General features: G+C 65.2%; 18 protein-coding genes and 1 tRNA gene. 6 read left to right on the top strand and 13 right to left on the bottom strand.

All coding sequences use genetic code 11. From position 1 onward, the window contains the following. Window positions 1-100 precede the first annotated feature (100 nt). Window positions 101-2,116, top strand: coding sequence for a TonB-dependent siderophore receptor (locus tag AC58EF_RS10475; RefSeq protein WP_497276082.1), 2,016 nt, complete (start codon window positions 101-103; stop codon window positions 2,114-2,116). Window positions 2,117-2,118: 2 nt separating this feature from the next. Next, window positions 2,119-3,300: a PepSY-associated TM helix domain-containing protein gene (locus AC58EF_RS10470; RefSeq protein WP_497276081.1), complete on the top strand. Its 1,182-nt coding sequence runs from the start codon at window positions 2,119-2,121 to the stop codon at window positions 3,298-3,300. A 140-nt stretch (window positions 3,301-3,440) separates the two neighbouring features. Here AC58EF_RS10470 and AC58EF_RS10465 read toward each other — a convergent pair whose 3' ends face one another. Both AC58EF_RS10465 and AC58EF_RS10460 read right to left on the bottom strand, forming a co-directional pair. Continuing rightward, window positions 3,441-3,929 (bottom strand): EF-hand domain-containing protein, encoded by a 489-nt coding sequence (locus tag AC58EF_RS10465; RefSeq protein WP_497276079.1) that lies wholly within the window; start codon window positions 3,927-3,929, stop codon window positions 3,441-3,443. Between the two features lie 32 nt (window positions 3,930-3,961). After that, complete coding sequence (locus AC58EF_RS10460; protein WP_497276078.1) at window positions 3,962-4,750, bottom strand: DUF4198 domain-containing protein; 789 nt, start codon at window positions 4,748-4,750, stop codon at window positions 3,962-3,964. A gap of 130 nt (window positions 4,751-4,880) precedes the next feature. On the opposite strand from AC58EF_RS10460, the gene AC58EF_RS10455 reads away from it, so the two are divergent. After that, window positions 4,881-6,959 carry a TonB-dependent receptor domain-containing protein gene (locus AC58EF_RS10455; protein WP_497276077.1) on the top strand — a complete coding sequence of 693 codons (2,079 nt, stop codon included), beginning with the start codon at window positions 4,881-4,883 and terminating at the stop codon, window positions 6,957-6,959. 4 nt (window positions 6,960-6,963) lie between these two features. Then, complete coding sequence (locus tag AC58EF_RS10450) at window positions 6,964-7,725, top strand: energy transducer TonB (protein WP_497276076.1); 762 nt, start codon at window positions 6,964-6,966, stop codon at window positions 7,723-7,725. 419 nt (window positions 7,726-8,144) lie between these two features. On the opposite strand, the gene AC58EF_RS10445 is transcribed toward AC58EF_RS10450, so the two are convergent. Beyond that, entirely contained in the window at window positions 8,145-8,615 is a 471-nt protein-coding gene (locus AC58EF_RS10445) for a low molecular weight protein-tyrosine-phosphatase (RefSeq protein WP_497276074.1), read from the bottom strand. A 107-nt stretch (window positions 8,616-8,722) separates the two neighbouring features. Then, entirely contained in the window at window positions 8,723-10,174 is a 1,452-nt protein-coding gene (locus AC58EF_RS10440; protein WP_497276073.1) for a helicase HerA domain-containing protein, read from the bottom strand. Between the two features lie 175 nt (window positions 10,175-10,349). Here AC58EF_RS10440 and ppc point away from each other — a divergent pair, with 175 nt between their 5' ends. Further along, entirely contained in the window at window positions 10,350-13,052 is a 2,703-nt protein-coding gene (gene ppc / locus AC58EF_RS10435) for a phosphoenolpyruvate carboxylase (protein ID WP_497276071.1), read from the top strand. 238 nt (window positions 13,053-13,290) lie between these two features. Here ppc and AC58EF_RS10430 read toward each other — a convergent pair whose 3' ends face one another. The 3 genes from AC58EF_RS10430 to hspQ form a co-directional block, all read right to left on the bottom strand. After that, the gene (locus AC58EF_RS10430; RefSeq protein WP_497276138.1) at window positions 13,291-15,231 is read right to left on the bottom strand and encodes an OPT family oligopeptide transporter; all 1,941 of its coding nucleotides are present in this window, start codon (window positions 15,229-15,231) and stop codon (window positions 13,291-13,293) included. A gap of 120 nt (window positions 15,232-15,351) precedes the next feature. Continuing rightward, window positions 15,352-16,047 carry a GDSL-type esterase/lipase family protein gene (locus AC58EF_RS10425; RefSeq protein ID WP_497276070.1) on the bottom strand — a complete coding sequence of 232 codons (696 nt, stop codon included), beginning with the start codon at window positions 16,045-16,047 and terminating at the stop codon, window positions 15,352-15,354. A gap of 136 nt (window positions 16,048-16,183) precedes the next feature. Then, window positions 16,184-16,555 (bottom strand): heat shock protein HspQ, encoded by a 372-nt coding sequence (hspQ, locus tag AC58EF_RS10420; RefSeq protein ID WP_497276069.1) that lies wholly within the window; start codon window positions 16,553-16,555, stop codon window positions 16,184-16,186. Window positions 16,556-16,679: 124 nt separating this feature from the next. Between hspQ and AC58EF_RS10415 the strand changes: the two genes are divergently transcribed. Continuing rightward, window positions 16,680-16,769: transfer RNA gene (locus AC58EF_RS10415), tRNA-Ser, on the top strand. A 92-nt stretch (window positions 16,770-16,861) separates the two neighbouring features. Here AC58EF_RS10415 and AC58EF_RS10410 read toward each other — a convergent pair. The 6 genes from AC58EF_RS10410 to AC58EF_RS10385 form a co-directional block, all read right to left on the bottom strand. Continuing rightward, window positions 16,862-17,668, bottom strand: a complete 807-nt coding sequence (locus tag AC58EF_RS10410) for an AprI/Inh family metalloprotease inhibitor (protein ID WP_497276068.1) — start codon at window positions 17,666-17,668, stop codon at window positions 16,862-16,864. 255 nt (window positions 17,669-17,923) lie between these two features. Continuing rightward, window positions 17,924-18,325 carry a DUF805 domain-containing protein gene (locus tag AC58EF_RS10405; RefSeq protein ID WP_497276067.1) on the bottom strand — a complete coding sequence of 134 codons (402 nt, stop codon included), beginning with the start codon at window positions 18,323-18,325 and terminating at the stop codon, window positions 17,924-17,926. Beyond that, window positions 18,316-18,723, bottom strand: a complete 408-nt coding sequence (locus AC58EF_RS10400) for a hypothetical protein (protein ID WP_497276066.1) — start codon at window positions 18,721-18,723, stop codon at window positions 18,316-18,318. The genes AC58EF_RS10405 and AC58EF_RS10400 overlap by 10 nt, the downstream gene beginning before the upstream one ends. A gap of 84 nt (window positions 18,724-18,807) precedes the next feature. Then, a complete protein-coding gene (locus AC58EF_RS10395; protein WP_497276064.1) occupies window positions 18,808-20,124 on the bottom strand; it encodes a sensor histidine kinase in 1,317 nt (438 codons plus the stop codon). Further along, window positions 20,124-20,798: a response regulator gene (locus tag AC58EF_RS10390; RefSeq protein WP_497276063.1), complete on the bottom strand. Its 675-nt coding sequence runs from the start codon at window positions 20,796-20,798 to the stop codon at window positions 20,124-20,126. The genes AC58EF_RS10395 and AC58EF_RS10390 overlap by 1 nt, the downstream gene beginning before the upstream one ends. Window positions 20,799-20,851: 53 nt before the next feature. Continuing rightward, window positions 20,852-21,457: an outer membrane protein gene (locus AC58EF_RS10385; protein ID WP_497276062.1), complete on the bottom strand. Its 606-nt coding sequence runs from the start codon at window positions 21,455-21,457 to the stop codon at window positions 20,852-20,854. Window positions 21,458-21,582 lie beyond the last annotated feature (125 nt).

The raw sequence follows: 21,582 nt of genomic DNA, 5'->3' as shown, positions 1-21,582 counted from the left end.
TCACTTGTCCATTTTTCGCACGGCGCTGCTTGCGTCCGCTTCCCTATGCGCATCAGCGGCTCTTGCCCAGGAGGCGCCCGTTGCGGCACCGGAGGCCGCCATGGCCGAAGGCGACCAGATCATCGTTACTGGTCGCGCGCAGCGCCTTTATCGCACCGAGACGACAACCGTCGGAAAGACCGCCGAGGATCCGCTCAACATCCCCCAGGCCGTGCAAGTCATCAACAGCGACCTTTTCGCCGACCAGGGCGCGCGCGACGCGACCGATATCTATCGCAACATCTCGGGGGTGAGCTTTTTCAGCTATGCAGGCGTCACCTTCCGCGGCTTCCGGCAGGATCAGTCCTTTTATGATGGTATGCGCGGCAATCCGTTCATCGGCTTTTCCGTGCCCCAACTGTTTAATATCGAGCGCGTGGAAGTGCTGAAAGGCCCGGCCGGCCTCTTCTTCGGACCAGGATCCCCCGGCGGCATCATCAACTATGTTTCCAAGGTCCCCGGCGACGCAACCGCGATGCGCATGGTCGCCACTGCGGGCAATTATGACCGGCGTGGCATATCGGCCGAAGCGACGGGTCCGATCGACAAGGATGGCGTCGTCACCTACCGCCTCGGCGGCTTTTATGAGGCAATGAACCCCTATCGCCGCAACACCAAGAGCATATCGCTGATCGGCGACGGCGGTATCGCCATCAAGACCAACGAAGGCGGCAAGCTGACGCTGCAGGCGACGGTCTACGACAATGATCTGCAGGCCAATCGCCTTCGCGGCATATTGACGGACAATGACGGTAATTTCCTTACCGACATTCGCTGGAATGCGAATGAACCGACCGATTTCCTGCATCTGAAATCGCAGGCCTACCAGGCGCGGTACGCGACCGCGATCGGCGACGGGATCATGTTCGATGCCGGCGTGCGCTATTTCAAGGCGACCGAGACCCAGCAATATCATGAGCCGCGTGGCCTTGTGGCTGGCAGCACCGACCTGGTGGCGCGCGAGTTCCGCGATCAGATCCGCGATGTCGATGGCCTGTCCTTCGCCGCCAATCTGACGGCGCGTGTCCACCTGCTCGGCATGGAACATAAGTTCCAGACGGGCGCGGACTGGTATGACGAGACAAGTGTGCTCAATTCGCGGATCCTGCGCGCTGGTGTGACACCGCTCAGCCTCAGCAATCCCGTCTATACCAGGAGCGCGCGCGACGTCGCGCGGGCCGCGCTTCTGCCCTTCACGGTCACGGATACCCGCACGAAGCGCACAGGCACCTATCTGCAGGACCAGATCAGCCTGAGCGATGCTTTCATGCTGGTCGGCGGCGTGCGCTATGACAAATTCGAGGATCGCGTCGTGAACGCAGCCTCCTATGAGGATGACGATATCACCTTCCGCACAGGCGCCATCTACAAGCCGCGCAAGGATGTCTCTGTCTATCTGAGCTGGTCGCAGAGCTTTGAGCCGCAGGCGGCCGCCAGCCAGACCAACGACGCGGGCGGCCCCTTCGCGCCCGTCACAGGCGACCAGTTCGAGGGCGGCATCAAGACCGACCTGTTCGACGGCAGGCTACAGGCCAATCTGGCCGCCTACCGTATCGTGCGCAAGAACATCCTTCAGCCGGACAGCAGCCTGCCGCCGGTCAATGGTCAGGACCAACTCCGCCCGATCGGCGAGGTGACAAGCAAGGGCTTCGAGATTGACCTGTCGGCCGACATCACCCCCAATTGGGTGGCGCTCGTCAATTACGGCTATAACGACACGAAAATCACCGGCACAATTGCCGGGCAGGCGATCACCAATGCCGTGGGCAACCGCTTCGCCAACGCGCCCAAGCACAAGCTGGGCTTCTGGACCCGATATCAGGTGCCCGCGATCGACGCAGCCTTCGCCCTGGGCGGAGAATATGTGTCGAAGCGCATCAGCCTGTCAGGACAGGAGGTGAAGTCCTACACCATCTTCGACGCCTCGATCACCAAGGGGCTGGGCTTTGCAGAGCTGATGCTGCGCGTCGACAATATTTTCGACAAGGCCTATGCCGCATCCGGCTTCACGGCCCAGACCGGCCATTTCCCCGGTGAGCCCCGCACTTTCCTGGCCGAACTTCGTTTCAAATTCTGACCATGAACAAGGCGCACGCAAAAAAGGGCCGTTCGCTCTGGTGGGTCGTGCATAGCTGGATCGGCCTTAAATTGTCGATCTTCCTCACCTTCATTCTGGCGACCGGCACGCTCGCGGTCTTCGCGCATGAAATCGACTGGCTGGCGACGCCTGCGATGCGGGTGTCGCCCCGGCCGGAGCCGGTCGCATCATGGGGCGCCTGGGCCGCAGCCGCCGCTCAGGCCGCGCCGGAAGCCCGACTTCAGACACTTTTTGCGCCGATCGACCCCTGGTTCACCGCCGAGGCCTGGGTCAATCGCGGCAAGGGTGCGCCCGAGCGCATCTATGTCGATCCCTGGACGGCCAGGGTCACGGGCAGGCATGGCTGGGCTAATGCCCATCGCTTCCTGCGGCAGGTGCATCGGCATCTGATGCTGCCCACGAAGATCGGCATACCGATCGTCTGCTCCCTGGCCCTCTTGCTGGCCGTTTCGCTGGTATCGGGCGTCGTCACCTACAAGAAATGGTGGCGCGGCTTCTTTCGCGCGCCCCGCGGCGGGGACAGTCGCCGATTCACCGGCGATCTGCATCGCTTGATGGGGCTGTGGAGCCTGTGGTTCGTAACGCTGATCGCGCTGACGGGCATCTGGTATCTGGTGGAAACATTGGGCGGACAGGCTGCCGTGCCCCAATTGCCCAAAGTCGCGACGAGTCCTTTTCCCACCGGCGAGAGGCTGGACCGGCTGGTCGCCTTGGCCGAGCGAACGGACCCCAGCCTCGACATCCGCGAGATTCGCTTCATGGAGGATGGAGGCGTTGTCTTCCTGGGCCAGTCGTCCGCCTGGCTCGTGCGCGACCGCGCCAACGCCGTCGCGGTCGATCCGGCGACGCACCGGGTCGTCGCCCGGTTGGACGGGCGCGATCTTGACGTCCATCAACGCATATCGGAAATGGCCGATCCGCTGCATTTCGGCACGTTCGGCGGACTGTGGACGAAACTGATCTGGTTCCTGTTCGGTGCGGCGCTGACCGCCATGGCAGTGACCGGAACCATGATCTACGCCATGCGGCTAGCCCGATCGTCGCAATCGGACGACGGCCTCAAGCTCGCCTGGAAAGGCATGGGCGCGTGGGCCTATATCGGCCTTGCCCTCATCCTGCTCTCCCTGGCGCTGACGCCGGGAGCGATCGGAGGAGCGAGCTGAGTTGGCGATCGGCCGCTGGAAAAGTGGATAGCGACGACAATTTCCCCCGCCCGCGGCCCGATCGATTCGGATCGGGCTTTTGGCGAGCGCGGGAAAGGGCGCCGACCGCCATGCCGGGCGCCCTCTTCCATGTGGACGGATTACCGATCGGCCTTTTCCCGCGCCGCAAGCTGACGCGCGGCCGTGGCGGCGGCGTCCGTCGCCGTCACGATGCCGTCCTTGTCATTATCCTGCTCGGCAAAGGCGCGCGCGCCCGAGGCGTCATATTCGGCCTGGATCATCTTGCCGTCCTTGTCCTTGTCCAGCACGCCGAAGCGGACATGCGCCTGGCGCATCTGGCGCTGGCGTTCTTCGGTCTTCTTTTCCTCGCTGCGGTCGGACGCGGCAAGCTGTTGCTCCAGTCGGGCCTGATATTCGCCGACATATTCCTCTTCCGACACCCAGCCGTCGCCATTGGCATCGGTCGCCTTGAAGCGGGCGACGCGGCCGGCGTCGAACTCGGCGCGCGTGACCTGGCCGTCATGGTCGGCGTCATAGTCATGGATGAAGGCCGATCCTTCATGCGGTGCGGCGGTGGCCGTGCCGGCGATCGCAAGCAGGGCGGCGGTGAGCGGCAGATGGATTTTCATACTGTCTCCGTAAACTGGAAGGGACGCGGCGATCAGGCCGCGTCGAAGGTCAAAGTGTAGGTGTAGCTGCGATAGGGCGTCTCGGACCCGGCCGGCGCGGCGCCGCGATGGCGCACCAGGATCAGATAGGTGCCGGCATCCTCGGGCTTCAGGCTGAACCGGCCGTCGGCGCCGCTTTTCACCTGCGCCACCACCTTGCGCCCGTCATAAAGGCCGGCGCTGCGGAACAGGGTGATGTCGGCATCGGGCAGCGGCTTGCCGTCGAACAGCAGCGCGAAGCTGGCGTCCGACCCCGCGACGATGCCGTTGGGGTGGGTGATCGCCTGGATCTCCAGCGCCTTGCCCCAGGGCCTCAACGCCGCATCGCTCGGTTGGCCGCGCGTCACATAGGCGTCGGCCAGAGTCATGCTCTGCACGTCGACCTGCTCGGCATTGGCGGGCGGTTCGCCGCCCTCGCCGCGCATCTTCCATTCATTGCCTGCCCTGAACATTTTGCCCTTGCGCCCGGCGCGCTGGCCGCTGGTGACGCGATAGGTGCCGTCGGCGGGGATCGCCGCTTCGAAGATGCTGAGGTCGCGCAAATGGGTGACGGGGCCGGTCGGCAGATCCTTCCCATCCGGGCCGACCAGATGGAAGGGCGCGTCGCGCATCGCGACCTCGGGCAAGAAGGCATCCTCGGTGAAGGCCGACTGGACGGTGACATGATCGCCTTTGCCAAGGTCGAACAGGGTCGGCAGCACATAGGGCATATGCGCCTGCGCGGTGGAAGCGCCGATGAGGGCCAGCAGCAGGGCGGCGGAACGGAATCGCAATGGTTTCATGAAGTCCCCTTTCTGGCTTGGCAGCTATAACTAATGAGACTCACTTGCAATATCATTTATAGCTGTTAGGTGCGACGCCATTCGGGGCCGTCCACGCCCCGCCACATCATCGAATAGGGGGCCGCACACCATGAAGACCAGATTGTCGCTGTTGCTGGGAACCGCGCTGATCGCCGCGCCGGTCGCGGCCTGGGCGCAGGAGGGGGCCGACGCGCCGGAAACGACGCGCATGACGCTCGACCGCATGGTCATTTCCGCCGGCACGGAAAAGGTCGCGATCGACACGCCGCAGGCGGTCAGCACCCTTGACCAGGAGGATATCGACCAGATTCAGGCGACCACCATCGGCGACCTGCTGGAAGGGATGCCGGGCGTCAACGTCCAGGGCGGCGTCGGCCAACTGGGGCAAGGCTTCAACATCCGCGGCATGGGCACGGCGATCGGCGACAGCGACAACCGCATCCTGCTGACGGTCGATGGCGTCACCAAATTTTACGAACAATATCGCATGGGCGCGCTGTTCTCCGAGCCTGAACTCTACAAGCGGGTCGAAGTGCTGCGCGGTCCCGCTTCCTCCACCCTCTATGGCGCGGGCGCGCTGGCGGGCGTCATCAATTTCACGACTAAGGATGCGTCCGACTTTCTGAGCGACGGCGATCCGCTGGCGGTGCGCCTGAAGGCCGCGACCGAAACCAATGCGGAGGCGCATACCCTGTCCGGCATCGTCGCCGCGCAACCGGTCGAGGGGGTCGAACTGCTGGGCAGCTATAATTATCGCCGGAGCGACGACTACAAGAGCGGCAATGGGCAGACGGTCGCGGCCTCCGCGACCGAATCCGACAGTTGGCTGGTCAAGGGTCGCGTCTCGATCGGCGGCAATAAAAAGCACGCGATCTGGGCGTCCTATCAGGACTGGATCAGCGACGCGCCGCAGGTCTATGATCAGGTTTCGGCCGCGACCGGCAACAGCCTGATGCGCCGCCGCGTCCACGACAAGACCGCCGTGCTGGGCTATGTCAACGACTTCAACGGCAGCAAGATTTTCAATGTCGAGGCGCAGGTCGCCTATTCGCTGTCGAAGGTGCACCAGACCGAAACCACCTTCTTGGGGCCGCTTGCCTATTCCGACTTCTCCTATGAAAGCTGGCAGGCGAAGGTCCAGAACACCAGCGAGTTCGATCTGGGCGGCGACTGGACGACCTTCCTGATCCTGGGCGGCCAGTGGAGCACGCAGGAACGGCGCAACCCGCGCGTCGCCTTCGACGGCACGGTGACGCCGGGGGCTGGCACACACCCCGAAGGCGACATGGATCGCTATGGCCTGTACGGCCAGTTGGAGATCGTCTGGTCCGACAAGCTGACGATCATGCCCGGCGTCCGCGTCGACTGGACCAAGCTGAAGCCAGGCGCCACGGTCGTCGGCGGCACGGTGCTGACCGACAATGTGACGGACAGCGGCGTTTCGCCCAAGCTCGCCGCGCTCTATAATGTCACCCCCTGGTTCGGCCTGTTCGGATCGGTGGCGCGCACCGTGCGTATGCCCAATGTGGATGAAATCTTCACCCGCTCCGCAACCCGGCCCAACAATCCCAACCTGCGGCCCGAGAAATCGGACAATTATGAAGTCGGCTTCACTTTGTCCTTCGACGATGCGCTGGGCAAGGGCGACCGCTTCCGCGCCAAGACCACCCTGTTCCAGAACGACGTCAAGGATCTGATCGTCAATGTCGCGGCGGCGGCGGGGACGCCCTATTTCCAGAACATCAATCGCTCGCGCTTCAAGGGGCTGGAGGTCGAGGCCGAATATGGCATCGGCGGCTTCTTCGCGCGCGGCAACGCCTCCTTCATCGATGGCAAGAACCGGCTGACCGGTGATTATCTGAACACCATTCCGGCCAACGACTATCGCCTGACCCTGGGCTATGCCGATGCGGGCACCGGCCTGTCGGGCGGCTGGACCGGCGAGTTTGCGGAACGGCAGGACAAGGTGACGACCGGTCCCTTCTCCTCCGTTGGATCGGGCCTGCCGACGGCCGGCTACAGCGTCCACAATCTCTTCTTCGCCTTCAAGCCGCAGAGCGGCCCCGCCAAGGGGTTCGAATTCCGCATCGCCGTGGATAATGTCTTCGACAAACAATATCGCCGCCATCTCTCCTCGCTCGCGGCGGAGGGGCAGAGCTTCAAGTTCACCGTGGCGAACAGCTTCTGACGCCATGGCGCGGGCAGCCCATCCTTTCCGCATCGGTGGACCGGCGGTGGCGTCGCTGCTGGTCAACGGGCTGCTGATCGCGGCGCTGCTCAACTTTGGCATGGGGCATGTCAGCCGCCGCACCGAGTCCCCGGCGCTGACGGTCCTGTCGCTGGCCCTGCTCAAGGGGGTGGAGCAGGGTAGGCAAGAGGCGGAGACGGCAGCGCCTGATACACCCGCCGCCGTCCCGCCCCCGCCTGTCGATCCGCTGCCCGCGCCGCAGCCGGCGGCGGTTGCCGCCGTCGTGCCGCCGGTCGTCGCGGCGCCGTCGCGCCTTTCCCTCCCCATGCCGGTCCAGCCGGCGGCCCCTGCTGCCAGTTCCGCGGCGTCGCCGTCACAGCCCGCGCGGCAAGCGGTCGCCGCCGCCTCTCCACCCGCGCTATCCCCCGCCCGGCGGGGCGCGGCCGACGGGCTCGACGTCAAGGCGCCGCCCGGCGCCAGCCGCAGCTATGCCGCCAGGGTCCGCTCCTGGCTCTATGCCCATAAAATCTATCCGCGCCGCGCCCGGATGCGACGGGAGGAGGGGCAGGTGCAGGTGCGCTTCGTCCTCGACCGCGCCGGCATGTTGCTGGAGGGCGCCGTCATCCAGGGATCGGGCAATGCCACGCTGGACGAGGAGGCCGAGGCGATGCTGCGCCGCGCCTCGCCCTATCCCCGCGCGCCGGCCGAACTGCCCGGCGAGCGCATTGAGTTCACCGCCCCGATCGTCTTCACCCTGCCCGTCTGATCGTTGACGATGCCGTCGCCTTGCCGCATCCGGCGAGCGCGACATCGCCATCTGGAAGCGCGGCGTCACGCTCTGAATCAGGTTCTGGAGCGGGAGCCGTAAGTAGGAGCCGTTCGGGCTGAGCCGGTCGAAGCCTGTTCCTTCCCTTGAAGGAAGAAGAGCCCTTCGACAGGCTCAGGGCGAACGGGGAGAGGAGATCGCGTCGGAGCCATCATGGGCGAAAGCCGACACCGACATGGACAATTGCGAAGCCATTGTCAGCAGGATGAGGCCAACCAGCGCGCCGCCCCTCCTGCTCCGCTCGTCCCCGTTTCGCGAGCCTTGCCCTCCCCCGTTCTGGTCAGGCCAATCCGGCCAGATTGGGAAATTGATCAAGAAAATCCTAAAAAGCGGGATGCTGGTTCACATTGCGGTGAACGTCAGGTCGAGAGCTGCGCCACGATCGCCCTGGCTGCGCGCGTCACATCGTCCCAGGTGACGTCGAACCCGGCATCGTCCCCAAAATAGGGGTCGGTGACGCCGCTCCCTTCCCGCCCCGGCACCAGGTCCATCAGCAATTGCAGGCGGGCCGTGCCGTCCGCAGGCCGGATGCGACGCAGGTTGCGCAGATTGTCCCCGTCCAGCGCGAAGATGTGGGTGAAGCGGCGGAAATCCCCAGCCGTCACTTGCCGTCCGCGATAGCCGGAAATGTCGATGTCGTGGCGCAGCGCCACCGCTTGCGCGCGCGGGTCGGGCGGGCTGCCGACATGCCAGTCGCCCGTTCCGGCGGAATCGACCATGACATCCAGCCCCGCCTGCTCCGCCTCCGCCCGCAAGGCGGCTTCGGCCAGCGGTGATCGGCAGATATTGCCAAGGCAGACGAAAAGGATGGCGGGAGCGCTATAGATCAATGTGAAACGTCCCTATCGCCGTTCGTGTCGAGCATAGTCGAGACATGGGCAGCGCGAAGGCTTCTCGACTATGCTCGAAGCGAACGGCTGTAGTGTCCGATACCCGTTCATCCGTCCGCCGCCGCGGTCGAGAGGCCCAGACCCGGCACACCGATCGAGCGCTTGCCCGAAAAATCGGTGCGCGCGACGATGACGCCCAGCTTTTCCATATAGTCGATCAGCCGCCGCACGCGCCCCGGCGAGCTGGTGCCATAGGCGCGCGCCAGCAGGCTGTCGTCCGGGCAGGGCTGCCCGTCCAGCGCCGCGCGCGCGATCAGCAGGAAGGGGGCCAGCATATCTTCCGGCACCGGCTCGGCGGCGCGCATCGCATCCTGCCAGCGGGGATCGTCGGCGTCGGCCATCCCGGCCTGCGCCATGGCGAAGCGCTTGCGGAAGGCGGGCAGGTCGAGCGGGGAGCGCTTCAGCCCCTTCATCCGGCAGCGCACGCCGAAATCCTGATAGAGCGCCGACACACCGGGCGCGGCGTCGCCAAGGTCCGCGACGATATCCTCCAGCACGGCGATGACGACCGGCTCATTCTCGCCGAAATCCAGTTCCGGCGCGGCGGGCCTGGCCGACGGCGTGTCGGCCAGCGCGCGCATGATCTCCTCTGCGGCACGCGGCGGCGGCTCGGCGCGCGGCGGGGGAGGCGGCAGCGCTTCTTCCTCATGCCTGGCGAACAGCAGTTCCTGAAAATCCTCGCCGGTCGTAACCGGGGGCGGCATCAGCTTGTGGGTGCCGCCGCGCGTGCCGGTCTTGACCGCGCCGATCTTCACCGCGACCGGCCGCCGCGCGATCGCCGGGCCAAGCCCCAGGAAGCGGCCGCGCTCCAGATCGCGGATCTGTTCCGCCTGCCGCCGCTCCATGCCCAGCAGGTCGGCCGCGCGCGCCATGTCGATGTCGAGGAAGGTGCGCCCCATCAGGAAGTTGGATGCTTCGGCCGCGACATTCTTGGCGAGCTTGGCGAGCCGCTGTGTCGCGATCACCCCGGCCAGGCCGCGCTTGCGGCCCCGGCACATGAGGTTGGTCATGGCGGCCAGCGACAGGCGGCGCGCCTCGTCCGACACGTCGCCGGCGGCGACCGGCGCGAACATCTGCGCTTCATCCACCACCACCAAGGCGGGATACCAATGGTCGCGCGGCGCGTCGAACAGGGTCGACAGGAAAGAGGCGGCGCATTTCATCTGCGCTTCGAGTTCGAGGGCATCGAGGCTCAGCACCACCGACGCGCGATGCTCGCGAATGCGGGCCGCCATCTTGACGATCTCACGCTCATTATAGTCGCCCGCGTCGATCACCACATGGCCATATTCGTCGGCCAGCGTCACGAAATCGCCTTCGGGATCGATCACCACCTGCTGCACCATGGCGGCGCTTTCCTCCAGCAGGCGGCGCAACAGATGCGACTTGCCCGACCCCGAATTGCCCTGGACGAGCAGACGGGTGGCGAGCAATTCTTCCACATCGACCAGCACGTCCTTGCCGTGGCTGTCGGTTCCTATGCTGATGCTGGCGGTCACGAAGCGTCTTTGGCGCATAGGCAGGGCAAGGCGCAAGCCCGTTGTCATCGGCGGGCGGCAGCGTCGAAGTGGATAAGCAAACCTTTGCAACATCGCAATTGCTAGCGTTTTGTATCGCCACCAAAAACCGGATTCGCTTGACGCTCGCCTTGTTGCGATGCAGCATCGAAGCCCTATGGCGACTCTGGCATCCACACAAGCAGCCCCTGCGATCACGCAGAATCCCGATATCCGCTATCTGGGGCGCCTGCTGGGCGACGTCATTCGCGCCTATGGCGGAGACAATCTCTACAAACAGACCGAATATATCCGCTCCGCATCGGTCGATCGGGCGCGTGGGGTGCAGGGCGCGGACCTGACCGATACCGGGCTGGATGCGCTCAGCCTCGACGACACGCTGAATTTCACGCGCGGTTTCATGCTCTTCTCAATGCTCGCCAATCTGGCCGAGGACCGGCAGGGCGTGGCGGCCGAGCCGGGCGCGGATGTCGCGTCGGCGGTCGCGAAGCTGGAGGCCGAAGGCGTCGGCCGCGACGCCGTGCTGGAGCTTTTGTCGCACAGCCTGATCGTGCCGGTGCTCACCGCCCACCCGACCGAGGTGCGGCGCAAGAGCATGATCGACCACAAGAACCGCATCGCCGACCTGATGCATCTAAAGGACGCCGGCCGCACCGAAACCGACGATGGCGAAAATCTGGACGAGGCGATCTTCCGCCAGATCGCGCTGCTGTGGCAGACGCGCCCGCTGCGCCGGGAAAAATTGTTCGTGCAGGACGAGATCGACAATGTCCTGACCTATTTCCGCGACATTTTCCTGCCGGTGCTGCCCGCGCTCTATGCGCGTTGGGAGCGGGTGCTGGGCGCGCGGCCGCACAGCTTCCTGCGCGTGGGCAACTGGATCGGCGGCGACCGCGACGGCAACCCCTTCGTGCAGGCGCCGCAATTGCGGTCCGCGCTGGGACGCGGATGCGAGGCGGCGCTGGCCTTCTACATGGATGGCGTGCACAGGCTGGGCGCGGAGTTGTCGCTATCGACCGAGCTGGCCCATGTGCCGCAGGCGGTGCTCGACCTGGCGGAGGCCAGCGGCGACGCTTCGCCCAGCCGGCAGGACGAACCCTATCGCCGCGCGCTGTCGGGCATTTATGCGCGGCTCGCCGCCACCTATGCCGCCTTGGTGGGGAAGGCGCCGCCGCGTCCCTCGGCGCTGAAGGGAGAGGCCTATGCCAATCCGACCGACCTGCGCCATGATCTGGTCCTCGTCGCGCAGGGGCTGGCGAGCGAGGGCGATGGCGCGCTGTCGACCGGCGGTGCGCTCGGTCGGCTGATCCGCGCGGTCGAGACGTTCGGCTTCCACCTCGCCACGCTCGACATGCGCCAGAACAGCGCCGTGCATGAGCGGGTGGTGGCCGAACTGCTCAAGGTCGCCGGGGTCGAGGCGGACTATCTGGCGCTCGACGAATATGCGCGCATCGCGCTGCTGCGCCGGGAACTGGCGAATAACCGGCCGCTGGGCGGGCGCTTTTCCGCCTATTGCGAGGAAACCGCGTCCGAACTGGCGATCGTCAACGCCGCGGCGGAGGCGCATCGCACCTACGGGCCGCACAGCATCACCCATTATATCATCTCCAAGGCCGAAAGCGTGTCGGATCTGCTGGAGGTGAACATCCTGCTCAAGGAAGCGGGCCTCTGGCGCGCGGGCGCGGACGGCGCGCCGCCGCGGGCCGCGATCATGGCGATTCCGCTGTTCGAGACGATCGCCGACCTTGAAGCCGCGCCCAGCATCATGACCGCCTATTTCGGCCTGCCCGAAATCGCCGGAGTGGTGAAGGATCGCGGCCATCAGGAAGTGATGATCGGCTATTCCGACAGCAACAAGGATGGCGGCTACATCACCTCCACCTGGGGCCTGTACAAGGCGAGCCAGGCGCTGGAGCCGGTCTTTGCCGAGGCGGGCGCGGCGATGCAGCTGTTCCACGGGCGCGGCGGCGCGGTCGGGCGCGGCGGCGGCTCCGCCTTTGCCGCGATCCAGGCCCAGCCCAAGGGCAGCGTGCAGGGCCGCATCCGCATCACCGAACAGGGCGAGGTGATCGCCGCCAAGTTCGGCACGCGCGACGTCGCCATGACCAATTTGGAAGCGATGACCAGCGCCACCCTGCTCGCCAGCCTGGAGCCGGAAGCCATTTCGCAGAAGGACGCCGCCCGTTTCGCCGGCGCGATGGACGAACTTTCGAAGAACGCCTTCGCCGCCTATCGCGACCTCGTCTACGGCACCGATGGATTCAAGGAATTTTTCCGCGAACTGACCCCGATCCAGGAGATTTCCGGCCTCAAGATCGGATCGCGCCCCGCCAGCCGCACCAAGAGCAGCGCGATCGAGGATCTGCGGGCCATTCCGTGGGTGTTCAGCTGGGCGCAGGCGCGCGTCATGCTGCCGGGCTGGTATGGCGTGGGCCATGCGCTCTCCGCCTTCGAGGACAAGGCGCTGCTGGCCGACATGGCGCAGCACTGGTCGTTCCTGAAGTCGGCGCTCGCCAATCTGGAGATGGTGCTGGCCAAGTCGGACCTGGGCATCGCCGCCCGTTACTTGCCGCTGGTCGAGGATCAGGCGGCGGGCGAGGCAATGTTCGGCCGCATCCGCGAAGGATGGGCGCAGGCGCATGACGGGCTGCTCGCCGCCACCGGCCAGTCGCGCCTGCTGGAGAAAAGCCCGGCGCTCGACACCTCGATCCGGCTGCGCCTGCCCTATATCGAGCCGCTGAACCTGCTCCAGGTGGAACTGCTGAAGCGCCACCGCGCTGGCGAGGACGATCCGCGCATCAAGGAAGGCATCGAACTGTCGATCAACGCGATCGCCACCGCGCTGCGGAACAGCGGGTAGGGGTGGTAAGCGGACATTCTTTCCCTCTCCCTTGAGGGAGAGGGATGTGAAGACTTGGCAGCTTGCTGCCTAGTCGTAGCTGGGTGAGGGGGATGCCATTTTGCGCAATCGCGCCGACCTACCGCCAATCCCCCTCATCCAACTCCGCCTAGCCGCTTTGCGGCAAGGCTCCGTATCCTTCTCCCTCAAGGGAGAAGGAATGTCCTGGAATGGTCGAAACTCCACATCAGCACGCGCCTCAAGCCAGCGGGTCGGAAGCCCAGCGCTTGAGGCGCGCATAGAGACCCGCGATCACGCCGGCGAAGATCAGCACGGCGAGCGGCACCGCCCAAGGACTTTCGCCCACCAACGCCAGCGGCGCGTCACTGTCCGTGCCCGCGACGATGCCGGCGAAGGCGACGCCGAACAGGCTTTCGCCGACGATGAAGCCGGTCGCCATCAGCACGCCCATGCGCTCGGCGAACTCCGGGTTGCTCTGGCGCAGCGCCCAGCGGTTATAGACATGGCCGATCAGCGCGCCGACCGGGATCAGCAGGGTCAGCGCCATCGGCAGGTAGATGCCCATGCCGACCGCGAGCGGCGGCAGGCGCAGCTTGCCGGCCTTGCCCAGCAGTTCGTCGATCAGGATGACCACGATGCCGATGCCGGCGCCGATGCCGATGAGGTTCCAGTCGAGATCGCCGCCCAGCACGCCCTTGGCCAGCGCCGAGATGAGCGCGGCCTGCGGCGCGGGCAGCGCGCTCGCCTTGGCGCCCGGCGCGCCGGCAAAGCCGAAGGCGCTGTTCAACAGGTCCAGCACCGGCGGGATGACCAGCGCGCCGAAGATGACGCCCAGCACCAGCGCCACCTGCTGTTTCCACGGAGTCGCGCCGACCAGTTGGCCGGTCTTGAGGTCCTGGAGATTGTCGTTGGAAATGGTCGCGATGCCGAAGACGATCGCGGTGGTGAACAGCGCATAGGCGATCAGCGCCTGGGTCTGCGACGGGTCGTTATGACCCGATCCGTAGATCGCCGCCAGCAGCAGCGACGCGCCCAGCACGGCGAGGATGCCGACGCCCGAAATCGGGCTGTTCGATGCGCCGATCAGGCCCGCCATATAGCCGCAGACCGATGCGATGACGATGCCCGCCACCAGCACATAGGCCAAAGTCAGCGCGATCACCGGCACCGGATTGGTGGCGATCGGCCCGCCCTGCGCGAAGATCCAGAGCAGCACGCCGATCGGCAGCAGCGCGGCCAGGATGGTGCCGCCGACGATGGAGATGGGCAGGTCGCGCTCGGTAATGTCGAGGCTGGCGGCATTGCCCGACTTGCGGGTGGCGTTGGCAGCCAGTGCGGAGCGGATGCCGCTGACGATCGGGCCAAGGATCTTGAGCAGGGTCCAGATCGCGGCGACGCCGATCGTGCCCGCGCCGATGAAGCGCGCCTTCATGCGGAAGGCGGTGCCGACGATGTCGGACAGGTCCGCGCCGGCGAGCAGCGGGGCGGTCAGATAGGGGACGAGGCCGGTCCAGCTGATCAGCAGGCCGATGAACATGGCGACGCCCACCGACAGGCCGACCAGATGGCCGACGCCGATCAGCGCCATGGAAAAGCTGGTCGACACCGATGTCGCCCCCGCCCCGAACTTGAAGAAGGTCGCGGCTTCCTCCGCGATGATCTTGGTCTTGGCGACGATGGAAAAGCCGGCTGCGGCCACGGCGCTGGCGACGATGGCGGCCAGGCCGCGCTTATTCTCTTCCAGCCCCTCGCGCGAACCGGCGCCGACCTTCAGCACTTCGGCGGCGGCGACGCCTTCGGGATAGGGCAGGTCGGAGCCGGTGACGAGCGCGCGGCGCAGCGGCACCGAATACATGACGCCCAATATGCCGCCCGTGGCGATGGTGAAGGCGCTCAGCCAATAGGGGAAGCCCTGCCACCAGCCGATGATGACCAGACCCGGCAGCACGAAGATGATCGCCGAGAGCGTCCCGGCGGCCGAGGCGATGGTCTGGACGATGTTGTTTTCCAGGATCGTGCCGGTCGCGAACAGCCGCAGCACCGCCATGGAGATGACCGCCGCGGGAATCGAGGTCGCGAAGGTCAGGCCGATCTTGAGGCCCAGATAGACATTCGCCGCGGTGAAGACGAGGGTGATGAGCCCGCCCAGAATGACGCCACGCAGCGTCAGTTCGGCCATTCCGCTGGCCTGCGGCCCCCGGCCCTTAACGTCCATCATCACCTTCATTCCCCTGGCTTGCCGCTTATATCGATCGGCTGGTAATAATGTTGCTTGGCCGTGGATCAATCGGAAAGTGGTTCAGCTATGGCTTTCTGTCCCGTCGCGGGGCGGGGCGACACGGTCGAGCCAGGCGTCGACCAGTCCGGTCCAGCGTTGATAGCCGCGCATGTTCATGTGCAGACCGTCGGGACGGAAAAGCGATGCATCGGGCAGGCCGTCGGCCGCCAGCAGAGCGGAGCCGACGTCGAGATAGGCAAAGCCCTCCGCCTCGGCGCGCGCGGCGACGGCGGCATTGACCTGCACCATTTTGGGATGGAGCGTCCAGCGGATGGGACTGGGCTTCAGCGACAGGAAGGCGATGCGCGCGCGCGGATAATCGACGCGCAATTTCTTGAGCAACGTCAATATGTCGCGCCCGACCATGTCAGGCGACATGCCGGCGGCAAGATCATTCTCGCCGACATAGACGATGATCGAGCGTGGCGGAACGGACGGCAGCAGCCGCTTGTAATAATGGAGCACATGCGCGGTGGTGGCGCCGCCAAAGCCGCGATTGACCGTGCCGATATCATGGAAGCTGCCGGCTATGTCCCACAGGCGGATGCTGGAACTGCCCAGGAACAGGGTGGCGTCACGCACCGGCGGGCCGGTGGTGTTCGCCTTGGCAAAAGCTTCTATCTCCCGCGAAAAGGGGAAGACCGGATCGGCATTGGGCGGCGGCGCGGCCCTCGCCGCCCAGGCGCAAGACAATAATGCGCCGACGACCAGCAACATGCCGGGACTGCCGGCGAGCGGCCCCAGCAGGCGCCTAGAGCGCGCTGCGTTAAATCGGATGCAGATCGCGCGCGCTAATTCTTTGTTGTCGCATCGTTTTTGTGAAAAACCGGTTCCCACTTTTTCGCACGATGCTCTAGTGACGGTGGAGCGGTCGCAGGCGATATTTGCCGTTCGCATAGGCGCCGAACATGTCGGTGATGGCGGGATGGTCCACCGGCTCATCGCTGTCGTCCGACACCAGATTCTGCTGGCTGACATAAGCGACATAGCTGGAATCGCCATTTTCGGCGAGCAGATGGTAGAAGGGCTGCTGCTTGTCCGGCCGGGCATGTTCGGGAATCGCTTCATACCATTCCTCGCTGTTGGCGAAGACCGGGTCTATATCGAACACGACGCCACGAAAACCGAACATGCGGTGCTTGACCACATCGCCGATATTGAAGCGGGCATGGACGATCGGCGGAGCAGTAACGCCGGCGCCGAAAATCTGAATCGTGTCTCTCATGTGACCAATTTAGGACTCTGCCCGGCCGACACAAGAAAAATACCTGATGGACGGCTTGGCAAGCATGATTTCATTCGCTAATGGCCGCCCCTCGACCGGGACGGCCAGGCGCCGGACCTTCTGCGGAGAGGTGGCAGAGTGGTCGAATGCACCGCACTCGAAATGCGGCGTGCCCGCGAGGGTACCGAGGGTTCGAATCCCTCCCTCTCCGCCATTTGCCGCCGATCACCGCACGCCCATGCTTCACGCGCGCACCTTGCCGGCTGCCGAAGCGATGGCGCGGAGAGGGAGCATGGGCAATTGCCTCTAGCGCGTGAGAAACATGGGCGCACCGTCCTTATTGCGCCAGCCCTCAAAGCGGCCGGGTCCGACTTGGCGGAAGCTGCCGATCACATTGCCGCCCATGTCGGTAAGTTGAAGGTCGCGGCCCGCAGCACGCCAGCGGTTGACCGAGAAAAACCCGTCAGGACACCCGACATTCGTCCATGCCTGTCTGAGACCGAAGGATTCGTCGGACGATAGCGTCAACGTGCAGGTCGAAGGACCGTTCTTGTCGCCGAGAGTCCATCTGCCGAGCACCGAATCCACCGACCACGAACCATTGCCCCTGCCGCGCCGTTCCCCGAAGCCGAACGACGCGCTACTGGACGAACTCCGCGATGAACTGTTGCCGCTGACACTATCACTGCTGGATTCTTCACCAAAGGCGCTGTCGGGATTGCCGTCCTTGTCGAATGCTTTGGCGCTGGTGTCAGAGTCGCGCATCGCCTGAGCGTCGCGCTCCATCGAATCGCGCCTGGCCTGAGCGTCGCGCTCCATCGCGGCTCCGATATTATCGTCCTGGGCCTGGGCCATGGCGGGAATGGCGAAAAGACAGGCGCCAAAGACACCTGCGACGAACAGCATCTTCTTATTCATCGACATCTCCTTCGCCCGCCCGGCGGCGCAGCCAGACCTTAAACACGAAACGCGATCGATGACGTTATCTGCGCAAACCCATTTGCCAGCCAAGAGTAGCATAGGGCGCGGAATCCCGGAAAATGAATATTTCGGTAAGTAAGTTATGGGTCGCACGACATTTCGGAGCACCATGTCCACAGTCGTGTCAGCCATGTTTCGAATGCACTAGTGCAAGACATGGCGGGGCAATAGACTTGGTGTCGTTTCTTCATTTCTGGCGGTCGACCGCCATGTGCACTACGCGACGCTTTGAATGCGCCGGCTTGGTGGCATATCCTAAGCTCAGCGACGACATATTCAAGCGGTTGGTCGAAAGACCATGCGTTCGCGACCACATTCTTGGTCCCGTCCAACGCGACGGCGCTTCGCCGTCGGCTCGCGGCACGCGCGGGGAACGCCATTCATTCTTCACCGCCGCCAACCGCCTCGCGCCCGGCCGGAAATGACGGAGGGGCGCGCCCATAGGTGCAGGAGCAGCAGCCAGCCGATCACCGGGACCAGCAGTCCAAGCATGAGCCAGCCGCTTTTGCCCGCATCATGCAGCCGGCGAGCGCCGGCAGCCAGCAACGGGGGCGCCAATGCCAGTGCGAGGATAATGGTGTAGAAGGGCAGAGGGCCAAGATCGGCCGACCCGAAGATGAGCATGTCCATGGCCCCTCCGCAGGATATCGCGCCGATCGCGAGCGCCGTGAAACGCCAGAATTCGGAACGACATGCGCGCCCCCTGAAATCCGAGTAGCGGTTCAGGGGGCGTGCGGCGCGCGCGATCTTCAGCGCGATGGCTTCGATCAGCGACGATGTCACTCGCATCGATACCACCGGCCATCGCTTGCGCGATAGCTGTCGGTGCGTTCGTCATAATTGCCATAGCGCGACAGGCAGTAGCGCCGCCTCTCCTTGTCCTTCTTCTTGCCGCTCGATGCCGCGGCTGCAATCAATCCACCAACCACGGCGGTGCCGATCACACCGGCGACGATCCCGTCGGTCTTGGCATCCTTGCGCCGTTCGCGTTCGCGGTCGCGCCGGCGTTCGTCGCGCCAGCGGTCGCGCTCGCAGTCGGCGCGCGCCGATCCTTCCAGACCATAGCAGCGACGATTATCCCAATCCCGGCGATCCCGCGCCTCGGCGCTGCCCGCCGGGACGATCGTCGCGCCGAGCATCGCGAGCACCCCCGCGAGCAAGGGCGTCCGCATCAATTTACCAGACATATCGTCCTCCTGATCATTCGCCACGATTGGCGATGCAGGAACTAGAGCAGCGTTGGATTGCGCGAACATTGTGCGCGCGCCCGGTCAAGGGGCAGGAAATTCGATCCGTACGCGCGCGCCGCCTTCCGGCGCATCGTCGATCACAACCCGGCCATGGTGGCGTTCCATCACCTGCCGCACCAGTGCTAGGCCGAGGCCGGTTCCGCTGCTTCGCGGGCGGAGCCGGTGAAAAGGCTCGAACACGCGGTCGCGTTCATCGGCCGGGATGCCCGGGCCGTCATCCTCGACCTCGATCGTGCGGCCGGACACGCGGATCGTCGCGCGTGCGCCGCCATGTTCGATCGCGTTCTGCACCAGATTGACGACCACACGCTCGATCGCGCCGGGGTTGCCGATCACGGGTATCGGGTCATCGATCAGAACCTCGATCTCCCGGTCGGAAGCGATGACCAGGGGCGCCAGGTCCGCCGCGACGCGCTGCGCCAGGCTCGCCAGATCGATCGGCTCGATCGGCGCGTCATAGTCGAGGCGCTGGAGATCGAGCAATTGTTCGGCAAGGTTCGACAGACGCGCGACGTCGCGCCCCAGCAGGCGCCCGGCCGCAGCGTCGGTGTCGATCTTGATGCGCAGGATCGCGATCGGCGTGCGCAGTTCGTGCGCGGCATCGGCGATGAAGCGGCGATGGCGCTGATAGCCGACATCGAGACGAAGCAGCGCGCCGTTCACCGCCTCGATCAGCGGCACGATCTCACGGGGCGCCTCCTCGTCCGACAGACGCGCGCCACGCCGGTCGAAATCGATCATCTCCGCCTCGCGCGCGATCTTCGCTACGCTGGCAAGCGAACGCCGCACGATCCATGGCGTCGCGATCACCGAGACGAGCACCAGCAGCAGGAGTATCGGAAGCATGAAGATGTTCGAAAGCGCGAGAAGCGCGAATGTAATGCTCAGGATTCCGCCATGCGCCAGGATCGTGAGCCGGCCGGCGGGGCCATGTTCCCGGCGCAGTGCCGCCGAAAGATGATAGGGCGGCGACTGCCCCCTGAGATCGGCGAACGACAAATTCGCCAGCGCGCCGTTCAGCGCTTCATATTGGGGCGGCACCGGGCCGAAGGCGGCGCGATGGCCCATATCATCGACGGCGATGAACCATAGTTCAGGCACTTCGGCGCGCGCCTCCGCGAGATCGCGCGTCATCCGCACGCGCAAATTGCCGTCGGCGTCGCTGACCACCGCTTGTGCGGCGATGGCGGTGACCGCATCATCGGCATAGGCGCCGCCGTCCACAGCCCGCATGAGCCAAGCGGAGATCGCGACAAAGAAGAGAAGCAGGACGGCGAGATGGAGCATGAGCGGCTGGACGATGAGCCGCCGCTTGAGCGAGGGTTGCCGCCGCCGCATCAGGCGATGCCGCGCAGCAGATAGCCGACGCCGCGGATGGCGTGGATCTCGACGCCCGCTGCGGCGTCGCCGAGTTTGCGCCGCAACCGCGAAACATGCGAATCGAGCGTGTTGGACTGAATCTCGTCGTCGAAGCCATAGACCGCCTGTTCGAGCGACTCGCGCAATATGGTTCGCCCCTGTCGCCGCATCAGCGCGGCAAGCACGCGGAGTTCGCGTCGCGGGAGTTCGAGCGGGGTGCCGCCGACCGACGCTTCGTCATTGACCAGGTCATAGACCAGCGAGCCGACACGGACGGCGTCGAGGGTCAGGTCCGCCGGGCGGCGGCGGAGCGCGCGCATACGGGCGAGCAGTTCCTGAAACGCGAAAGGCTTCGGCAGATAGTCGTCAGCGCCGCCGTCGAGGCCGGCGATCCGGTCCCCAAGCTCGGTGCGCGCGCTGAGGACGATCACCGGCACCCCCGGATTATGCGTGCGCAAATCCGGGATCAGGGTGAGCCCATCGCCGTCCGGCAATGTACGGTCGAGCAAAATCAGATCATGGGCGCCTCCATGCGCCGCTTCGTCGGCCACCGCGATGGAACCGGCATGGTCGACGACATTGCCCTCGCGTTCGAGCGCGCCGCGCAGCGTCGTCGCCAGTTCAGCCTCATCTTCAATCAGCAAGATACGCATGTCTTTTCTTTCACTGCCGATTATCGGTTGGGCTCACCCGATCGGTTTCACCGTCAGAAGCCGATCGCAAACCCTGCCAGCGCGCGCGATGTGCTTAGCCCGTCGCCATAATCTGCGCGATTATATTCGACACGCCCGAACATGCCCGGTGAGATCGCGGCTTCGATGCCGCCGCCGAAGAGAAAGCCGCCCTCGGTCCCGCGAAAGCGACGGTCGGGCGTGGCCGGGGTCGCGCCGTGAATGTCTTCGCGCACGCGCAGCCAACTGTAACCCGCACGGCCATAGACCAACGCGGACGGCGACATGAGGAATCCGGCCCGCCCCGAAATGTCCCAGTTCCACCCCGGCCTCAACGAATAGTCGCCGCCCGGGCCGCGTTCGCGGACGCGCGCGCCGCCGCGCCCGATGCCGCCTTCCACGCCGACCACGGCGCCGCCGATCTGCCTGTCCATGCCCAGATGCCCGCGGAAGCCGACTCCGCCGCGATTCTCGTCGATGTCGTCGCCGATCGCCGGCAGGTCATAATCGGCATGGAGCCAGCGATAGTCGATCGTGGCGCCGACCTTGATGCCGCCAAATCCGCCTTCGGCGGTGGATTGCGCCGAAGCGCCGGTGGCGATTGCGACCGAGGCCGCGACCGCAAGCAGATGAAAACGCATGAACATACTCCTTGTCACCCAATCCGGGCCCTGGGGAGAAATGGCCCGCAGCGCATCTGAAGGCGGAGCATTGCGGCAGCATTGCGTGAATTGGCGGGCCTGGAACACTCAGCCGGGGGCATATC

It is taken from the genome of Sphingobium sp. WR1, from assembly GCF_059693745.1.
Note: the sequence above shows the minus strand (reverse complement) of the source record. Positions and strands in the feature narration are given on the sequence as shown.

What these genes read in the sequence shown, in the direction of transcription:
- AC58EF_RS10390 (WP_497276063.1), bottom strand. Translation starts at nt 20,798, where the DNA reads ATGCGTATCTTGCTGATTGAAGATGAGGCTGAACTGGCGACGACGCTG.
- AC58EF_RS10460 (WP_497276078.1), bottom strand. Translation starts at nt 4,750, where the DNA reads ATGAAACCATTGCGATTCCGTTCCGCCGCCCTGCTGCTGGCCCTCATC.
- AC58EF_RS10395 (WP_497276064.1), bottom strand. Translation starts at nt 20,124, where the DNA reads ATGCGGCGGCGGCAACCCTCGCTCAAGCGGCGGCTCATCGTCCAGCCG.
- AC58EF_RS10410 (WP_497276068.1), bottom strand. Translation starts at nt 17,668, where the DNA reads ATGGCTGACACGACTGTGGACATGGTGCTCCGAAATGTCGTGCGACCC.
- AC58EF_RS10400 (WP_497276066.1), bottom strand. Translation starts at nt 18,723, where the DNA reads ATGTCTGGTAAATTGATGCGGACGCCCTTGCTCGCGGGGGTGCTCGCG.
- AC58EF_RS10470 (WP_497276081.1), top strand. Translation starts at nt 2,119, where the DNA reads ATGAACAAGGCGCACGCAAAAAAGGGCCGTTCGCTCTGGTGGGTCGTG.
- AC58EF_RS10465 (WP_497276079.1), bottom strand. Translation starts at nt 3,929, where the DNA reads ATGAAAATCCATCTGCCGCTCACCGCCGCCCTGCTTGCGATCGCCGGC.
- AC58EF_RS10425 (WP_497276070.1), bottom strand. Translation starts at nt 16,047, where the DNA reads ATGTTGCTGGTCGTCGGCGCATTATTGTCTTGCGCCTGGGCGGCGAGG.
- AC58EF_RS10450 (WP_497276076.1), top strand. Translation starts at nt 6,964, where the DNA reads ATGGCGCGGGCAGCCCATCCTTTCCGCATCGGTGGACCGGCGGTGGCG.
- AC58EF_RS10405 (WP_497276067.1), bottom strand. Translation starts at nt 18,325, where the DNA reads ATGCGAGTGACATCGTCGCTGATCGAAGCCATCGCGCTGAAGATCGCG.
- AC58EF_RS10455 (WP_497276077.1), top strand. Translation starts at nt 4,881, where the DNA reads ATGAAGACCAGATTGTCGCTGTTGCTGGGAACCGCGCTGATCGCCGCG.
- AC58EF_RS10430 (WP_497276138.1), bottom strand. Translation starts at nt 15,231, where the DNA reads ATGGCCGAACTGACGCTGCGTGGCGTCATTCTGGGCGGGCTCATCACC.
- AC58EF_RS10475 (WP_497276082.1), top strand. Translation starts at nt 101, where the DNA reads ATGGCCGAAGGCGACCAGATCATCGTTACTGGTCGCGCGCAGCGCCTT.
- hspQ (WP_497276069.1), bottom strand. Translation starts at nt 16,555, where the DNA reads ATGAGAGACACGATTCAGATTTTCGGCGCCGGCGTTACTGCTCCGCCG.
- AC58EF_RS10385 (WP_497276062.1), bottom strand. Translation starts at nt 21,457, where the DNA reads ATGCGTTTTCATCTGCTTGCGGTCGCGGCCTCGGTCGCAATCGCCACC.
- ppc (WP_497276071.1), top strand. Translation starts at nt 10,350, where the DNA reads ATGGCGACTCTGGCATCCACACAAGCAGCCCCTGCGATCACGCAGAAT.